Raw genomic sequence first — 17,866 nt, 5'->3', positions numbered from 1 at the left:
AAGGAGGCTCTATGCGAGGTGTCGATTCGAAAAGCTTTGGAGCTATCGGAGCTACACTGCTTTTTTTAGCATATGGAATGCCTTGTAGTGCTGAAAATATGTGGATTGGTTTTCGTTCAACAATCACCCCGCAGCCAGATATAATGTCAGCCTGCAAAGAAGCAGTCGAAGTTGAATACGCGCCAGGGGCGTGGCCTTGGTCTCAAGATCTTTTATACAAGGAGACTTTGCATTTTACAAAGCTTGATTATCTTTACATTAATCCAATCATAGCGCAGTGTGAGTTCAAGGCTCGAAGCCCCTATAATCCTGAAATTTATACCTCCCAAGGTGTAGTGATTGCGCGCTATGGAACTCAGTGTGACCCCGGCAATGAGTTTAATCCAAATAATGGTCGTTGTGAGTCAACGTCTGGAGAAATGCCAAGAAAGCAGTTGGGTATTCCTCCATTTCAAGGATGTGAGTCTAATACTTTTGTAGGTAATCCTGTAAATTTTGCAACGGGTAATAAGTTCCAGGTTGAAAAAGATTATCCGGCGTCTAGCAACTCTCCCCTGGAGGTTGTGCGATATTATAATAGTAAAGATGGAGTTTGGAGGCATTCCTATTCTCAAAGTATGTTTTTAACTCCGGAGATGGTGCTGATCACCCTAGGTGACGGGAGGCAGATAAAGTTTTCACGCGCGGGGTCTGTTATTACGCCCGAGTCTACAGAGCTTGGAACTTTGCAAAATACACCTGATGGGGGGTGGATCTACACATCTCCTGAAAACGAGGTTCTGAAATTTAGCGACTGGGCGCGACTTATAGGTAAAGTTGATGCGTTCGGGCGCAGTGTAAGCATTGAAAGGTCAGGCACCACGGTTAATGTGACCGATAGCTTTGGTAGGGTACTTACTTTGACGGAGTATGGTGTAGCTCAATTATTGTCGGTAGACGCGCCAGGGCTGAAAATTAAATATAACTACAATGATCAAGGTGAGTTAGCTTCTGTCGATTATCAGAGGCAGGCTGCTGAGCCTCTCGAAAGAAGAAGCTATCTTTATAAGCCTGGAACTGATAAGAAGCTTTTGGTTGGTCTAGTCGATCAGAGAGGAGTGCGAAGTTCGAGCTGGTCATATGATGATATTGGGCGGGCTGTTTCTAGCGAGCGTGCTGGTGGGGTGGGACGAACAAATATTGTTTATAATGATGATGGGTCGGTTACTGTTGTTAATGAGCTCGGCAAGTCGACCGTTTATCAATTCAGCTTAATGCAAGGTGTAAAGAGGGTTGTTTCAATTGTTGGGCAACCCTCGCCAAATTGCCCTTATAGTAACTCATCATACACATACGACTCTCGCGGGTTAGTAGCAACCAAGACCGACGCGGAAGGTCACCTAACAAGCTATTCATATAATGACCGGGGGCAGGAGATCGTTCGCGTTGAAGGGGCGGGCACTGCACAGGAAAGAACGATTAGCACTGAGTGGGATCCGGTATTGCCTTTGAAGAGGAAAATTGTCGAGCCGACAAGAAAGACAATATTAAATTATGATACTCAGGGTAGGCCGCTGTCTGTTCAGGTGACTAGTAATTAATTCTCATGGGCTGGCTTTGTATTTTTTTGGAGGTGGCATTACATATTATTTCGTGCAGTCGTCAGATGCTGTGTCTATGTTGTCGATAGGGTGTTTTTTTGCGATAGGTTTTGCTGTTGATTTGTTGAAGTGATTGGGGTGGTTGGTTTGAGGGTGAACAATATGACGCTTCCAGTGTTTTTTTGGAAGGGGCTGCAGTCCTATAGATTTTATTTGTGAGTCTATGTCTGATTTTGCAGTGCTAGGCTAAGTACGAAATGTTGAAGCCGTTTTGTTGAGGCAGAAAAGTTGGGAGATATTGTCATTCCTGGTTCAAGGTGTCGCAGGGAGGCTGTTCAGTGAAAAATAACATTATTAATAGATGCAAGATAATAACAGCAGTGATGCTGATTTCTTTCGGGTTGGCGTGTTCGTCGAGTTGGGCAACAACTAACGCAGAGGCATATAGCGATTGTCTAGGTTATCAAAAATCATTCGTGATACTTTTTGGCGCTGGTGAGCAGTGTGTACTTGGCGTAAATCCTTATAGCACGACTGGCGCATATTCTTATGGATATTATACGCCGTGGTATGGCACCTTTTATTCCAGAACGATTGATCAGTACGCTGGAGTGGTGCCTGACGACCTAACTAAGGCGGGAGGGGCAAGCTCTTTATGTGGTGTTGAGAATGTGTTCGTTACAGATCCGATTAACCCTTTGAATGGCAATGAATACTTTGTTGAAAATGATTATGAGGGGGGGCGAGGGCTAGTTTTTAGGAGATTCTACAATAGTGTTGTCGGGTCGTGGACGTACAGTTACTCACGAAATCTTTATATAAAAAGCACGCGTATAGATTTGATCTCTGATGATGGAGAGAAGATTTCTTTTAACTTAATAGGAGGCTCGTGGGTTGGGCCAAAAGGTGCGGGTCGCTTAACCGCGACTGGTAGCGGGTGGAAAATTGTCAGCATCGGAAATGAGTCGAGCTACTTTAATAGCCTTGGGCAGCTTACAAAAGTCTCTAAGCCCTATAATGAGGTATCGCTTAGCTACTCTTCTTGGTATAGCACTGTAACTATCACAAGCTCCTTGGGTGACTCGGCAACGTTGGCGACTGACAATACAAATGGATACGTCGCTTTGAAATCCGCTGTGTTTCCGGGTGTGACTTTTACGTATCAGACTGACACTAAAGCATTTTTTACAGGCGTGACAAAGACTCGCGGTACAAGCGTGCTCAATAAAACTTATTTATATGAGAAACCAGGAAAGCCAAGACTGCTGACCGGCGTGATTGACGAAAGGGGGATTCGTTATGCTACTTGGGATTACGATGACCAGGATCGAGCTGTTTTCAGTGATACAGCAGGAATTGGTGCGGTTTCTATCGTATATAACAATGATGGCTCATCGGTGGTGACTAATGAGCTTGGAAAAAAAGTAAAATATCAAGCGGTATCGTACGATGGAGTGAGGCGTGTGTCATCAGTTGATGGAGAACCCTCACCAAACTGTCCGGCTAGCAACTCTAGCTATACCTATAGTCCTGAAGGTCAGATATTGACTAAGACGGATGCGTTGGGGGTTGTTACTTCATACACCTATAATGATCGAGGACTTGAAGTGAGCCGTGAAGAGGCGAGTGGCACCTCTTTGACAAGAATGGTTAAAACCGAATGGGATCCATCTCTCCCTTTGCCCACAAAAATTACTGAATCGGAGCATACTGCTATTTATACTTATGATGATAAGGGTCGGGCTCTAAGTCGGATAGTTAAAGGAAACTAAATTAAATATTGATGAGGGTATTGTCATGTCGAGTCCTGCGCTTCGGCTTAGTCTTCTAATCTCGATGCTAGCAAGTTTTGTCATGGTTCAGTCTGCGTCAGCTGATAATACTATTAATTATACGTATACAAGCCTTGGTCAGGTTGCAAGCATCGATGGGCCGCGTACGGATGTATCGGATGTTACAAGCTATGCATACGATCCCCAGGGCAATCTAACCACAATCACCAATGCGCTGGGCCAGGTTGTGACATTGGCCAATTTTGATAATCAGGGGCATGCGCAGTCGGTGACTGATCCCAATGGGGTGGTTACGATATTAGGCTATACCCCACAGGGCTGGTTGGCATCCAGTAGCACGGCTGGATCCACCACTCAGTACAGCTACAATGCCGTAGGTGACCTCACGCGTACCACGTTACCGGACGGCAGTTTTCTTGCTTACTCCTATGATGACGCACGACGCCTGATCAGCGTTGCAAATGCTCTCGGTGAAACTCGAACCTATACCCTGGATGCAATGGGTAACCGCACGGTTGTGCAGGTAAAGGACGCGAGTGGCGGCCTAACTCGTCTACAGCAGCGTACATATGACGAATTGGGGCGGTTGCTTACCCTGGTTGGGGCAAGTGGGCAAACGACGCGCTACGCTTACGATCTGAACAACCAACGTATAAAGCAGACGGACGCGCGGAGTAATGCCACTACGCAGGCATTTGATGCCTTGGGTCGAGTAACTCAAGTGGTGGATCCCTTGAGTGGTGTCAGTGCGCTAACCTATAACGCTGGTAATAATATCACCCAGTTTGTGGATCCTCGCGGTGTCACGACACAATATGTGTATGACAGTTATGGTCGTGTCCTACAGGTGAAAAGCCCTGATAGCGGCACTTCGACCTACGTTTACGATGATGGTGGCAATGTCACACAAAAAACCGATGCTCGGGGTTTGATCACAACCTATCAGTACGATGCCCTCAATCGTCTGACGGCGCAGCGCTATCCATCAAGTCCAGAATTGGATGTACTGTACACCTATGATGCAAGCGCTACGGATAATAAGGGCATCGGGCGTCTTACAGGTGTTCAAGATGCAAGCGGTACTGTGTCATATAAGTATGATAGTCGTGGGTTGCTTATTGCTCAGGATAGTGTTCTGAAGTTGGATGGGCTCGATGTAAGTACTAGTCAAAGCTATGGTTACGATAGTGCAGGGCGGCTGGTAAGTTATAACTATCCTGATGACATAGTTTTAAATTATGCGCGTGATAGTTCTGGCCAAATAAATGCTATCACAGCAGTGTTTTTAGGAGATGCCTATCCAATAGCTAGCAACATCAGCTATGTCCCGTTCGGCCCGGTTAAACAATTGACATGGGGCAACGGTTTTGCGTTGAACCGAACGTATGATCAAGATTATCAGCTCACTACGCAGAACGTCGGCACTTGGCAGCATCAGTATGGCTACGATGCGGTAGGCAACATTACTAGCCAACAAAGCAGCCTCTGGGAAGGCGTGCAATACCAGTATGATGCCTTGAACCGCCTTACACGTGAGCAGGCAGTCAGTACGCAAAAGGACTATGTCCTGGATGCTTCTGGTAATCGCACCTTGCGCACAACATTAAACCTTGGTACTGGCAACATCAGTGAGACACAAGAGGCTACTATTGCGTTGGATAGTAACCGCTTGGCGACAGTTAATGGCTCTCAACTTGTCTACGATGCAACTGGCAATATTCAGCAGCACATCAACGGTCTGAATTATTCCTATGATGCATCTGGGCGAATGAATGCAGTTTATCAAGCGGGCAACCAAAAGGTTGCCACTTACGGTTATAATGCACAGGGGCAGCGAAGCATTCAATTAAATTATGACCCTGTAAGCGGCGCCCTGCTGAATGGCAGCGTCTATCTGTATGGTCGTGATGGAAATCTTATTGGTCAGGCAAATTATAATTCGACCGGGCAAAGAACCTTAACACGCTATTGGATATGGCTGCATGGCATGCCACTGGCGCAGGTAGAACTCACCTATGCGAATGGCTCTCATAATGGCGGCCAGTTGATTTATCTGCATCCGGATCACTTGAATACTCCGCGCCTGGCCAGTACGGATCAAGGTGTTGTTTGGAGCTGGAACAGTGATGCATATGGCAATGCGCTCCCGAATGAAGATGTTGATGGGAATGGAGTTCAGACTCACATTCCGCTGCGTTTCCCTGGGCAGTTTTATGATCAGCAAGCGCAGCTAAACTACAATTATTTTAGAGATTATGATCAAAGTATTGGTCGGTACATTGAGAGTGATCTTATTGGGCTGAGAGGTGGTATCAATACATATGTTTATGCTGCAGCAAATCCGCTTCGCTATATAGATACGTATGGGTTAAACTCGACTGGCAGCACTCTTGTTTACGGCCCTGGGGGAGGGGGGGTAGGCGTTGGGGGCGCAGTGCTGGGCGTTGGTGCGGTAGAGATAATTCTTCAGCAGCTATCTCCGCCGATGTTAGCAAAGCCTATTCAGGGCTCGAAACCCAAAGGCTGCCCTCCTGGAACTATTCCGATTGATAAATATCCAGGACTTGATAAAGATGACCTTCACGGAGTGAAGGATGGAGTATTTGCGGGCCCTCAGGACTGGACAGGTGTTGCACCTAATGGCGATGTTATAACTGGCGATTCGGATGGTAATGCAGTAAATAATGGCCCAATTACAGACTATCTACCTTAGGAGGCTGCGATGAATCCTTACTCCTTCACTGTTTCGCTTCGGCTCTCTGGAGCTAGGTTTGATCCAGATTCGGCGAGTACTCAGCTTGGGATGGTTCCAAAGTGGAAGCATGTCTCAGGCGAAAAAAGAATAGCACCTAGTGGGCGAGAACTATCAGGTTCCTATGAGACTAATGCTTGTTCTTACTTGCTATGTCAAAAGCGTGTTGGCAGTCTAAGTGAGTTTATTTCTGAGCAAGTTAGTATGCTTGAAGAAAAATCAGTAAGTTTTCGACAGCTAGCTGAGTCAGGAGGGAAAGCTGAGTTTTTTGTTGGTTTGTATGTCTCGGGGAATTCGGGGGAGGTTATAAGGTATAATCTCTTAGAGCGATTAGGTGCGTTGGGTATTGATCTGAGCTTGGATATTTATGGTTAAGAGTCTAGGCTAGAATATTTTATTCTTAATGAGGTTTCTTGGTTTTAATCATGGTCTTCTCTATTCCGGATAAGGCTAACGTCGTTAGTATATCAATGAAACTGATCCAGAGCCGTGATGGGTCATCCAGGACGGTCATTCCTGCGAGCCATGTTGACTACCTTCGCTTGCTGGGGTTCGAGATTCCGGCCATTCTTGATGTGTTTATTGTAGCCTTCAATCACTGATTGAAGATTGGACAAAGTTTGTCGCGTTGCCCACGCTGGTGAGGCAAACAATCGCGTTGCGTTCGGCCTGCCATTTTCTGTAATCCCACTCCGATCGGCTTGTTCTATGATTGGCTCCTGATCATTGACTGGAGCACCGCTATTGGATCGTGCAAAGACAATGTCACTCGCGGAGAGTGAGGGGCTGCAATCGGTAATTGATAACGCACGAAAGCATGCCGAAGCGGGTTATCCAGACTTTACGGAGAGTGATCCTGCTACGTTCGATGCGGACTTTGTTATCAATAAAGAGCGAGAGGGGATGAGTGTCGCTCAGTCGCTCGAGGCACTCGTCGCATTCAAGCGCAGCCGCAGATTTTAAAGCTTACTTGCTGCTAACTTTCGGTTTGGGTGTTTTGGCTCTGCCAGGCATTTAATAGCTTCATCTGTCGTCCACCTCTATAACAATTCCGGCTCTAGTCCCAAAGTTCACATGACTCATGGGCGTGTGAGCGATTGTTTAGGGCACCTTGGTGCGTTAGAGCCCGCCACCGTCCAACCGCCGAGCGCCTGTATACAGGCGTATGGCAGTCCGAGGCTCGCCGCGTGATCGTCACGCTGAAACCCCTGGCATTGCCTGCGCGTCTTTGTACCGAGCCCTGAGTCACAAGCTAGAGCGTCTCGCTACTCATGATCCGGATCGCGATAAAAAACTGATAAATGCGGATCCAAAAAATTGCCAAATCTACATGTTGTGCTTTAATTTTATATAAGGCACATCATGTGGTGTTTTCTTTCATGAATAGATCAAGTATTCAACAAGACGTCGCTCTGCTGCAGCGGGAAATTTGGAAGCAGAAGGAAATGCTGTGGCCTGATCGACAGCTAATGCCCCTACAAATGCTGGAGCCCGATGCTGCAGCGTACCTGCTCGATGTTGAATACTTGATGCTTCCAAACTTGGGATCCTCCAGATTCATGCGTTCTGGCCAGGGCCCAGGCATCGCGGGACTCATCGATCGCCAGGCCAACAAAATTGCCATTTCGATGGCCTACCCGGAGCAAGTTCAGCGGTTTACTGGCGCTCATGAAGTGGGTCACTTCATTCTGCACGAGGGTCAGATCATGCTCCGTGACCGTCCACTGGACGGCTCTGCCAATGCCGGTCATAGATCAGACATTGAACGAGAGGCGGATTATTTCGCCGCATGCTTTCTCATGCCGCCGAACCTTCTGATGGCGCATTTTGAAGCGCAGTTTGGATGCAAAAGCGCCTTTAAGTTTACCGAAACGACGTCCTTCCACCTGAACCACAACGATCCTGACTCGTTGCAATATGCTTCGCAGGGCTCTCTGGATCGCGAGTTTGCCTTGGCTCGCTGTGAAAACTTTGGTGGCCGAAGAATGAATTCCCTGGCTAAACAATTTCGGGTCTCCGACAGCGCGATGGCGCTTCGGATCAAAGAGCTGGGACTGGTGGTGTGGCCATGACATCCAACCTGGAGACCGACATGAACATTTCCGAGCAGCACACCATTCAATGTCCACAATGCGGTGGTACTCAATTCGAACAGCCGCAGGTTTTGACCGACGGAGATTGGGTCACCTGCGTGACTTGCACACAGTCTTTTCCACTGGACGACATCGGCCAAGTGGGACTCGATCAGGCGATGGAGGTCGTAATTCCCGAAATCAAAGCTGAGGTTGAAAAAATGCTGGAAGGCATGTTCAAGGGCAAGTTCAAATGACCCTGTATGAGACGTTGACGCTATTGGCGTCTCTCCTCGCTCTCGTGGTGTCCACCGTGTCTTTGGTTCGTGGCCGTAAACTGGGCCAGGTTCAGGAAGACCTTGCCAAGATCACTTCCGAACTCGCCCTAAGACAGATTGATTCACTCGATATCGCCAAGCTGGACAAAGCGGTTCCGCAACTGGGTGTGCATATCACAAGCTTGGCTAAAACAAGCTATTTCATCATCACAAATACGGGGCAGGGGAGTGCTTTTGATGTTGATCTGGAGTTGATCGATTGTCCCGATAATCCGTTGGTCAGGGCGGTTGATCTCTTGCCATGTCCCGAGCTCAAGCCTCGCAGCACGGTGAAACTCTTGGCAAGCTTCCATATGTCGAGTCCGCTTCGATATTAGGTCAAACTGAGATGGACGACGGAGAACGGGAGAGGGGAATCCGAGGTTTTTTGGGTTTCTCAGGCATAGCGCTGAACGTTGGGGCCATGACATTCAGCCGGCTGCCTCTGTGAATGAAGAGTGTGCCTCTCTCTAACAGTGCCGATCCTGCAGATAATCCTCTACCGCGATGAGCAGAAGCTTGTTCCGAAAGGCAGGTATTGCGAGGTTAGCCAGGTAGCGGGGCAGCGAGTAAGCCACCCTTCGATGTGTTGCAACCGGATTGGTGAAGAGGCAATGGTAGAACCTGCCAGACTCATCTAGCTAGGTGTTGCTGGCGTTCTCTCAATCAGTAGAGGGAGGCCCATAAATATGTATCAGAGCGCCGAGTGCCGCCGTACAAGCCAAAATGGCCATGAATAAAGGCGGTTGAGCCGCTTGAGGCCCCTCTACCAGCGCATAGACCAAAACGGCTATTACCACAATCAACGCAACCGCAATTTTACCCATGTCCGATTTCCTGGAGGGTAGTGGCATATTGAGGTTGTGGTGCCACTACGCGACCGAGCGTAACTGAGCAATATGACAGTTGTATATCTCGATCGTGGCTATGGAAACCGGCATGCTTAGCATGCTGTGTTCAACAGCTAATCGAATCCCCCCATCCCCTGTTTAGGGCAGTCTTTCCAGGAATTCCTGTGGTATCGCGTGCCTCCATTGCGTTGCCAAACTGTATCTCCTTGGAACTAACTGAAGGCGAGTTCTGAGCCGAAAGGCGTCGCATTGATTGCCGCCGACCTCCAATTGACGGCAATCTTCACGGCCCGGTTTGATACTAAATCGAAGGTGATGGATTCCCAGTCATCCACGACATCCTGACAGGCCTCTTTTGGTGTGAAGCTTGTCCTGATGATGGCCACAGCTCTGCAGGGTTGATCTGGGACTATTTATTGTTGAGTTCATGAGTCTTTTTTAGAGTGAATAAAGCTGACAAATGGTGAAGAAAGGAAGAAAAAAACTGAAAAAGTAAAGCATAAAATGCTAGCGGTTTTAGCTGCATCAGTTACAGCTTTGAGTGCCTCTAATGATGCGCTAGACGAGTTTATTTTATGCTGAGCGATAAAGCATTCAGCTCGGTAGTTGGAAAGTGTTCTGCAGTCTGTCTGATCCAGAACGAGCTGAGTGTTCGCTTCAAATTTGTACTTTTCGGTGTATGCGTCAATTTCTTTGTCGTATATTGTCAATGCGGTTTGCGACATTCCGATTAAATATACTCCTATTGAAACAGTACCGGCTTTAAATAGTCCTGAGTATGTGGGTTTGTCAAAGAGTATTGAGAGAAGCCTTACCATTCCTGAGCCAAAACTTGTCGTCGGATTGATTTCAGATTGTGCGACTTCTGAGGGCGGGGGCAGGGTGTTCATTTAGTTTTCTCCATTAGGGTATTTTGTGTTGATTGGAGTTTTGAGTGAATTAAAAATACTGGCTAAGCGGTAGAAAAGGCAAGTAACAGGTAGGGCTAACTTTATCCGCTACGAGTTAGAGGTACTGTTCTTTGATTCACGTGATAGGCTGAAAAAATCTTTTCGCGCTCCCCCACAATTATGAAGAGCAATGGTTTGTTCAGGGTCAAACCGAGTTTTCTCCACTCGTTGTAGTCGATGCAAGAAGGTGATGGATTTAATTGCGGGTGTGTATGCCAGTCTCCCAGGTAATCAATGCGGCCCTGGCTATCTTCCCAAGCCCTTGTCACGGTAAGCTGATGACCAGGATCCAAGCGTTCAAAACTGACCCGTGAGCTTCGATCTAGGGGCATGGGGACTGTCGCGCGCAAGACATGAAGGTGCTGACCTGATCGATATCCCATCAGCGTACCTCCAGCTTCGTGCTTCGTTTTACTGTCTTGACGATAAGCACATATGACGTCCAGAACATTGCTTTCGACGAGGATGTACATCCCCTGTAGCTCCGGGGCCGTGAGAATTATTTCTTCGCGCATGCGGGACAGTTACTCAGCGGTGTAATGTCTTGGTTCTTTATTTTGCGGGTGTCTGCGTTTTCCACTGCTCTGGTTCGAAACCTAGGGCTTGGGCTGCCATTCTTTTTCCAGTCAATCAACATGTCTGTGACCAAGGCAGCAGCAGATAGCGATGCGGACACTGCGTACGGTGTAAAGTGTTGGCAAGCGCGAAATCCCTTTTCCACATCGTTATTGAGCACTGGAAATCGTTCCGTCATTTCGTTCCCAGGGTCATACCGCCGCAAGCAGCGGAAGCAACCGTGTTTCAATGAGTCAGTCCATAACGCTTGAACACATTCGCCATTACCCTTGATCCATGCATGCAAGACTGGAGGAAATGTCCTTTCATTGCTAATGCGTAGCGCATTCAACATTTCTGAAAGGGGTTCTTCACCGGTCGCATTGATGATGAGATCGAAGCTGGAGTAATCGAGTTTGGGTGTTATTGCGATAGGCCGAGACTCGATGTTGCTGTAGGGGAACTGCAAATCAAGCTCATCCTTCAAGGCTTGAGTTTTACGCTTGAGCAACGCGTTAAACCCGAGAGCGTGTCGACCTATGTTTTCAGGCGCCAAAAACTGACTGTCGATCAGCGTGAGCACGCCGCCTTCTGTACCAGCGCCCAGTCGCGTCAATGCTTGAGCGACATATCCTCCGACCGAACCACACCCAAGTAGTGCAATTTTCAGCCCGGACAGCCCGTTTTTCAGTGAGCCCGACAGGTTTCGCGTGTGTACAAAGTTCGCACTAAGATCTGTCGTAAGGAGACGTAATATCTGCTCTGATCCGCCGACTCGATGGAGATATTGAAAGTATGCTTTACCCGCAAATTTTCGGCTCCCCGCAGCCCCTTTGGTAGTTGCTTTGGTGATGTAACGCTTGTTGACTGTAAAGCCAAATCCGATCCACCCTACAGGCGAATCAATCAGTATATAAATTCGGCTTGAGTTCAAAATCGACGTGTCAGCTTCAATCCGCCTTTGCAGTGCGGTATAGAGTGAATTGTCCCACGTTTTCAGCCAAGTCAACGTCTCCTTGACTGTCCATGGGAGTGCTACGGAAGTGTCCGGTCGCGTAGTTGTCCGGAAAAGCCAGCAAGATTGTGTCTCAAGTGGTTGGACGCTTGCGCCCCAAGAGAGGGCGATCCGATCCGCAGCTTCTTTGCTGGTGGTAATGATGTCGCCAAATGGCCCTTTGGGGGACAGTCTGTATGCCTTAGCTGTGTCGTTTGCTGATGTTAGTTCAGACAATCCAATTGGGAGCAGTGTCCCCGCGCTCGATCCTGCCCAATAGGACTGAAACTCTGCTTGGATGTCAGCTTGGCTTTTTGCGGGGTTGCTGATGAGTTGGTCGATAAGGCTTGTGGCTTGCTGCAAGCAAAAAGCGACTGCTCCAGTCGGATTGTATCGATCGAGCACTACAGATCCTTCAGCCAAGTAGCAAAAGTCGCCACCGACCACTGAGTGCGCCATTCGAATCGGCAGAAAAGAAGGCTTCTCTGTAATCCGGATTTTCGGGTAGACAAGAAAATCCCAATCGGCCACGGCCAATTCAATGGGAACTGGCCCAGCGATGGACGTCAATGTTCCAAGAAAACGGCGCACCCCATTCTTGGTCGGACGGGTTTTGAAGCCCAGTCCATGCATGTAGCGAAGCACATCGCCAAGGCCTTCAAATTCCATATCAACCTGCGGAAGTGTTCGGTACACGAGGGGCAGGCACTACGGCAGGTGCGGTTGAACGCACAATTTCCGTGGCGCTTTCAATATCAATCAGATTTGTGTTCGATGGGATTCGCTCACCGAGCTGACCTGAGATGATCTGCAATGCCTGATGCTTTTGGTACTCCTGGCACCCTCTGGCTCTTCTGAGCGCCACGGCCAGATCCTCGGCTTTACTTGAGGCTTCGTCGCGTTCTTCCTCGTTTAAGCGGTTGAAGTCCTCTGCGCCGTCATCAATCCCGGGCTCGCGAATTTCAGCACTCAGTGCTGTGGACAGAGCGTTGGCAGCATTCTCGAAAGCAATATCATCGCGGCCCCGTTTACCTTCGAAGCTCTGCGCAATCGCGATCATCAACGAAATGGAGGTTGGCCCGCGAGATTTCCAGTGGAAGTCACGCCAGGCTTTGGCGTACCGACATACGCGAAGGAACTGATTACCCAGATCATCAAAGCGTGCGACTTGGTCTCTGATCCATTTGGCAACATCTTCAGGGTCTGATGCCCTCCACAAACCAGACCGAGATGCGAGCATGATGGTGTCAAGATCGTCCCATGTCTGAGCGATAGCCTTCGCTAACACCTCAAAGCTTTCGCTTCCGTTAACACTGTCAAAAACCATCGAACGCCGCTCGTTGCTGAGTGCAACTGTGCGCTCGACAACCTTATTGAACTCCTCAATCGGCGCGGCGTACAGCGGAATGTCAATGTGTGCCCACGAGCAGACATCTATCCGGATGCAGGTATCTTTGGCATCGGTGCCGGTTATCAGCCTCCATCCTTCCTGAGCGCAAAGAACCTGCAAAAGCGTTTCAACCAGGTCGAAGTACTTTTTGGCCATCGCCGCTGGCGGGCCGTTTTCCTGCCAAACATCCACAGGCAGGTAGACGCCATAGTCCAGGTCAATTTCCTGTTTGTCAGGGTGCGCAGGTTGGATACAAGTTTTATACGACCAGGAACCTTGCGTTCTGAACCGAGGCTCCACACGCTTTTCCATACCCAGTACAGCGACGGTCGCGTTGGCAATCGCGGGCTTCAAATACTCACGAATTTTTGTCCGGCATTGGGTCAGAAAGTCACGCTGCTCGTCCGTGGGCGCGATTTTGTCGCTGAAAACGATGTCGTTAGCGGAAGAGAAAAACAGCTTCGTAAGGTTCAGCATGTTTCAGGCTCCTGACGTGTTGCGTTGTTGCCGTAGTAAAAGTTTATTGGACGAGCTTGGTGCGCAAGGAACTCCATGAAGTCCGTTTTTCCAAGGCATGTTTTGGCTTTCTCAAGGCCAGAGCCGATGAGCACTTCCTGCGCGTGGATGTCCGCTTTGTCTAGGGCGACCGCCTTGGAGCGATCGTCTGTGAGATCTTCGTCGACATGCATGTAGCGTGAGCCGAGCTTGTGCTGCAGCATGAAGTCGCAGAGCGACTCTTGAACGGAAATCGACAAGCCAAACAGCCGCTGTGCTGCTTTCAGGGGATTGCCTCCGCCCCAGTCCATGGCACCGCCCTCACGGTTGTTTTTTGGGTTCACTGTAAATTTGGACGACATCGTCCCGATGGACAGGAGATGAATGTCCGAGCTGGCTACGTCGAAAAACGTTTCGGCTTCATGGAGCGCGAGAAGACCAGGGGCGTTGGCAAACAACCCGCCATCGACGTATTGGTTGTGTTGGAACTGATGACGCGGAAAGTAGGTTGGAGCCGCACTGGTGGCGAGGGCTATGTCCACCATTGAGTGTTGGTGGTCACGGCGAAAGCTTTCATGGTGCGGGGTTTTGAACAGCACTGGCTTGCCCGTCGAATAATTGATCGACGGGATGACGACCGGGTGCAGGCAATCACCAAGAAGCTTGGTGCCCAGCATTTCAGGCGTTGATATTTGCTTTTTAAGCTCATCGCTGCTGAACGTGGATTTAAAGATCGGCATGCTCGTGCGGGGGTTGAAGATCGCCTCTCCATGCTTTTTAAAGAGGTCTACGATTGCTTGAGCAGGAATCTCTGATGCGATGGCGAGTGCCAGGATGCCGCCAATCGATGTTCCGGCAATGAGATCGAAATGGCGAGAGATGGGGCCGCCGATTTCGCGTTCGACCTCTGCCAATATGGTCGCGGTGTACAGCCCTCTGTACCCCCCGCCTGATAGTGCTAAAACCTGAAAGCGATCTGATGACATTTAGACTAATCTCCGGTGCTGCGTATGGGGAGCACGATTAGTCGCAATTTACCGGGATCATCGTGAGCGAAAAATGGAGTTTGGTGTAGTGTTTAGTAAGTTTCGCCTGCGTCGGCTGTCTTTCCGTTCATGAAACTACGTAATGTGATCGAAATATACTGAGCGTGAGTATTTGCTCACGTTTTGTGTGTTGATTTGGCAAGGAATATAAAGAACTATAGGATGGAGCGGTTTTTTCTGAGGAGGGCCAGATGTACAGAATTGCGATAATTGAAGATTCGGAAACCGTGAACAATGCTCTTGCGGATTTCTGCCGTAAGCTCAATGGCGAAACGCAGGTAGAACAATTTTTTGACAGAGCCTCGGCGCAGGCTGCGATCAAAGAAAATAATTATTCATTGATCGTCTTGGATATTGAACTTCCTCCCGAAAGAAATGCCGGTGTAGGTATTATAAGCGAAAATTCAAAATGTTTTAGAAGTCCTGTTATGGTCGTTTCGGGACTAGATTCATCCGTCTATCGCTCAATCATGTATGAACTTGATGTGTGGGACTATCTGGAAAAACCTATTGCGCCAGATGGCCAGTCTTTTTTGGCTGCAGCCATGCGAGTGTTGCGAACCGAGCAAAACTCGCAAGTTGAAGACGTTGAAGACGACTTTTCGATAGATCCTGATACGGCAAAAGCGAGTTATAAGGGGAAAAGGCTGAATCTGCCTGAAACCGCTAAAGTAATGTTGAATCGCTTTTATAAGGCAAAGGGTGAGCTCGTTCCCTACGAGGCACTTTTTGATCTAGTGAGAACTGGTAAAAATAAAGAAGCGATTCGGCAGCATATAAAAAATATCCGTGACGCACTGAAGGATGTTGGCGAGGTCAAGGATCATATTCATGTCGTCAGAATGAAGGGCGTGCGGTGGGTGGACTAGACTTACGAAAAGTAAGAAACAATTTAAATAAGGCTACTTTCAGGATTTATATTGTTGGTGTTCTTATTATTTTGTTTTTTGTTGTGATATTTGGAACATATTTTGCGCTCAATGTGAGCTTTGGGTCTGTGTTTCAACAGTATAGATCGAACGTTCAAAGAAATCTGCAGCGAATCGTTTATGAGTTCGATTCTATTGATGGGAGAATCCAGCTGGATAATGCAGGGTATTCAGCTCCCGATATTTTTGGTGTACCGGTTTTTAAAATTCCGCTGGAATATATAAATGTTACTCCTGGGCATGTGGAAGACATAAAGCCTCTACTTGGATGTAGCTTTTCAAGTCTTCTTTCCCCTCAAGATAAACTGTGCGTGGGTATACTTTCTAATAAGGCTCTAGGTGCTGTTGCATACGTTAGGGGAACTTTCCATAAAGGTAACGGGTTGTCCTCTCCGGTTTATATTGAGGATCCTCGTACGGGTGATTATTTCCTAGTGGAAGTAAATGTGCGAGGTGTTGCAAGTAAATTCGTCATAACCTTTGATGAGGTTAATAGGCAGAGTAGCTCTAAAGTTCCCTATCTATCTCCTGCTTGGAGTTTGACGGGGTTCAAAATTGGCACTAGGGACAGATGGGCATACTCGCGTGAGCCGCAAATTAGGGGGCGGGCCCTTAAAGTCAGCGATAAGATCGGAACCGATCGCTTCGAGTTCATTTTTCAAATTCCAATATCCATTTTTGCAGATGACGCCGTGCATGCTAATCAAGCGTCTGATGGAGCCATTTGGCCTCCCAAGGATCTATCCGAGGCGCGAGTTTCTGTAAAGCTGATTGGTAAGGAGGCGAACGGTGAGAGCAGGATCGTGTTGGACTCATCGATGGCAGATCCAGATACGGTTTTCTCTTTTAGAAAAATGGGGAACTACTTGACACCAGGAGAATCTTTAACATTCAACTTGTCGGATGGCAGCAGTTTTTTGGTAAAGCATCCGGATACAGACAGCCCGATAGTAAGGCAGCGTTTCCCATTTGGGATTTTAGATCGACTAACAGATTTAATTATAAAAGTTATTGTTCCGAAAATCCAAGTTAATGAGGTCGCGTTTTTGCCGGGTGGACGGAGTGTGGCTATTCACGGAGATGCGTCTAGCGTCTTGGGCGGATGGCGTGCGGCTGCCCAGTCTATCATCATGCTTTCGATTCTTTTGATGATAGCGCTCATTGTGGCTTATGTTGTTCTTCGCGTATTCGTCTTGACACCGCTTTACCGCGTTAGGCGAAATACCTTACATATAAAAGAGCGGTTTAAAGTTGGCCAAGATCTTACGCTCCCATTCGAAATCAAGGAAAGCCAAAGTGAAGTTGGTGTGTTGTGGCGAAATATTTTAGATTTGCATGAAGAGGTACTGGCCTACAGTCGTAGCGCTGTCGAACGGGCGAAGTCGGAACAGAAGCTCTTGCAAGCCATTGGTCATGAGATCAAGTCTCCCCTGCAAGACCTTTTGCTGCGTCATAATGATGAAAGTGATCCGAGTGCTCGTTATGTTCGCAGGATTTCATTTGCAGTGCAAAATTTATATGGCGGAACGTTGGGGCAGGATAATGGTGACAATCTAAATCTGAAAACTCCTCAGGAAGCGATGAGTTCATTAAATGGCAATATTACCAAGGAAGATGTTGTTGAGTATTTGGTTAATGCCTCGGAGTCGTCAGTCAGTGATGTTGTGTACGTCGGGCAAGCTTCCTCTGCGATTATCATGGCAGATGGCGATATGTTGGAGTCCGCTCTCACAGCTATTTTAAATAATGCAAATGATTTTAGAGTGCTTGGCACCTCTATTTTTTTTAGCGTCGAACTTGTGGGGGGCGATGTGCTTGTAACTGTCCATAATACAGGCCCATGCATTCCAAATAACCCTATTGAAGAAATTTTTGAATACGGGGTGTCTGCGCGCTCAGGGAAGGATGAGCATTTGGGTCAAGGACTCTACATGGCCAATACGTACGTTTCGCTCATGGGTGGGACGTTAAATGCAGTCAATACTGTAGACGGAGTTCGATTTGAAATGAGGTTCCCCTGCGTTGAGTGGGTACCATTAGGTGGAAGCTCGTGAGCTTCTGTCATGCCAGTCGAGATCGATAGAAAGTATAACGCTTAGATTGTTAGTATATACTCACGATGTACAATCCGAACAAGGTTGA

Annotated in this window: 15 protein-coding genes; 9 read left to right on the top strand and 6 right to left on the bottom strand. The window is 48.0% G+C overall.

What is annotated here, in order from left to right:
* Positions 1-11: 11 nt before the first annotated feature.
* The 7 genes from QMK55_RS01175 (at position 12) to QMK55_RS01145 (ending at position 8,852) form a co-directional block, all read left to right on the top strand.
* Positions 12-1,580 carry a DUF6531 domain-containing protein gene (locus QMK55_RS01175; protein WP_320328468.1) on the top strand — a complete coding sequence of 523 codons (1,569 nt, stop codon included), beginning with the start codon at positions 12-14 and terminating at the stop codon, positions 1,578-1,580.
* Between the two features lie 338 nt (positions 1,581-1,918).
* Positions 1,919-3,352 carry a DUF6531 domain-containing protein gene (locus tag QMK55_RS01170; RefSeq protein WP_320328467.1) on the top strand — a complete coding sequence of 478 codons (1,434 nt, stop codon included), beginning with the start codon at positions 1,919-1,921 and terminating at the stop codon, positions 3,350-3,352.
* Positions 3,353-3,434: 82 nt separating this feature from the next.
* Positions 3,435-6,086 (top strand): RHS repeat-associated core domain-containing protein, encoded by a 2,652-nt coding sequence (locus QMK55_RS01165; protein WP_320328466.1) that lies wholly within the window; start codon positions 3,435-3,437, stop codon positions 6,084-6,086.
* Positions 6,087-6,095: 9 nt separating this feature from the next.
* Entirely contained in the window at positions 6,096-6,500 is a 405-nt protein-coding gene (locus QMK55_RS01160) for a DUF4279 domain-containing protein (protein WP_320328465.1), read from the top strand.
* A 1,004-nt stretch (positions 6,501-7,504) separates the two neighbouring features.
* On the top strand, positions 7,505-8,197 hold the full coding sequence (locus tag QMK55_RS01155) for an ImmA/IrrE family metallo-endopeptidase (protein WP_320328464.1): 693 nt from the start codon (positions 7,505-7,507) through the stop codon (positions 8,195-8,197).
* 20 nt (positions 8,198-8,217) lie between these two features.
* Positions 8,218-8,454: a hypothetical protein gene (locus QMK55_RS01150; protein WP_320328463.1), complete on the top strand. Its 237-nt coding sequence runs from the start codon at positions 8,218-8,220 to the stop codon at positions 8,452-8,454.
* The gene (locus tag QMK55_RS01145; protein WP_320328462.1) at positions 8,451-8,852 is read left to right on the top strand and encodes a hypothetical protein; all 402 of its coding nucleotides are present in this window, start codon (positions 8,451-8,453) and stop codon (positions 8,850-8,852) included. The genes QMK55_RS01150 and QMK55_RS01145 overlap by 4 nt, the downstream gene beginning before the upstream one ends.
* 324 nt (positions 8,853-9,176) lie before the next feature.
* On the opposite strand, the gene QMK55_RS01140 is transcribed toward QMK55_RS01145, so the two are convergent.
* From QMK55_RS01140 to QMK55_RS01115, 6 genes are all read right to left on the bottom strand, one after another.
* Positions 9,177-9,341, bottom strand: coding sequence for a hypothetical protein (locus QMK55_RS01140; RefSeq protein ID WP_320328461.1), 165 nt, complete (start codon positions 9,339-9,341; stop codon positions 9,177-9,179).
* A gap of 449 nt (positions 9,342-9,790) precedes the next feature.
* A complete protein-coding gene (locus tag QMK55_RS01135; protein WP_320328460.1) occupies positions 9,791-10,255 on the bottom strand; it encodes a hypothetical protein in 465 nt (154 codons plus the stop codon).
* 101 nt (positions 10,256-10,356) lie between these two features.
* Positions 10,357-10,788 (bottom strand): Mov34/MPN/PAD-1 family protein, encoded by a 432-nt coding sequence (locus QMK55_RS01130; protein ID WP_320328459.1) that lies wholly within the window; start codon positions 10,786-10,788, stop codon positions 10,357-10,359.
* Between the two features lie 26 nt (positions 10,789-10,814).
* Positions 10,815-12,533 carry a ThiF family adenylyltransferase gene (locus tag QMK55_RS01125; protein ID WP_320328458.1) on the bottom strand — a complete coding sequence of 573 codons (1,719 nt, stop codon included), beginning with the start codon at positions 12,531-12,533 and terminating at the stop codon, positions 10,815-10,817.
* 1 nt (position 12,534) lies between these two features.
* Entirely contained in the window at positions 12,535-13,731 is a 1,197-nt protein-coding gene (locus QMK55_RS01120; protein ID WP_320328457.1) for a CBASS cGAMP synthase, read from the bottom strand.
* Positions 13,725-14,735, bottom strand: coding sequence for a CBASS cGAMP-activated phospholipase (locus tag QMK55_RS01115; protein WP_320328456.1), 1,011 nt, complete (start codon positions 14,733-14,735; stop codon positions 13,725-13,727). The genes QMK55_RS01120 and QMK55_RS01115 overlap by 7 nt, the downstream gene beginning before the upstream one ends.
* Before the next feature lie 251 nt (positions 14,736-14,986).
* On the opposite strand from QMK55_RS01115, the gene QMK55_RS01110 reads away from it, so the two are divergent.
* Together QMK55_RS01110 and QMK55_RS01105 are read left to right on the top strand one after the other, a co-directional pair.
* Positions 14,987-15,664 (top strand): response regulator transcription factor, encoded by a 678-nt coding sequence (locus QMK55_RS01110; protein WP_320328455.1) that lies wholly within the window; start codon positions 14,987-14,989, stop codon positions 15,662-15,664.
* Positions 15,652-17,778, top strand: a complete 2,127-nt coding sequence (locus QMK55_RS01105) for a HAMP domain-containing sensor histidine kinase (protein ID WP_320328454.1) — start codon at positions 15,652-15,654, stop codon at positions 17,776-17,778. Before QMK55_RS01110 ends, QMK55_RS01105 begins: the two co-directional genes overlap by 13 nt.
* Positions 17,779-17,866 lie beyond the last annotated feature (88 nt).

Source organism: Pseudomonas sp. P8_229 (assembly GCF_034008635.1).
Lineage (GTDB): Bacteria > Pseudomonadota > Gammaproteobacteria > Pseudomonadales > Pseudomonadaceae > Aquipseudomonas.
This window is presented reverse-complemented; position numbering and strand designations above follow the sequence as displayed.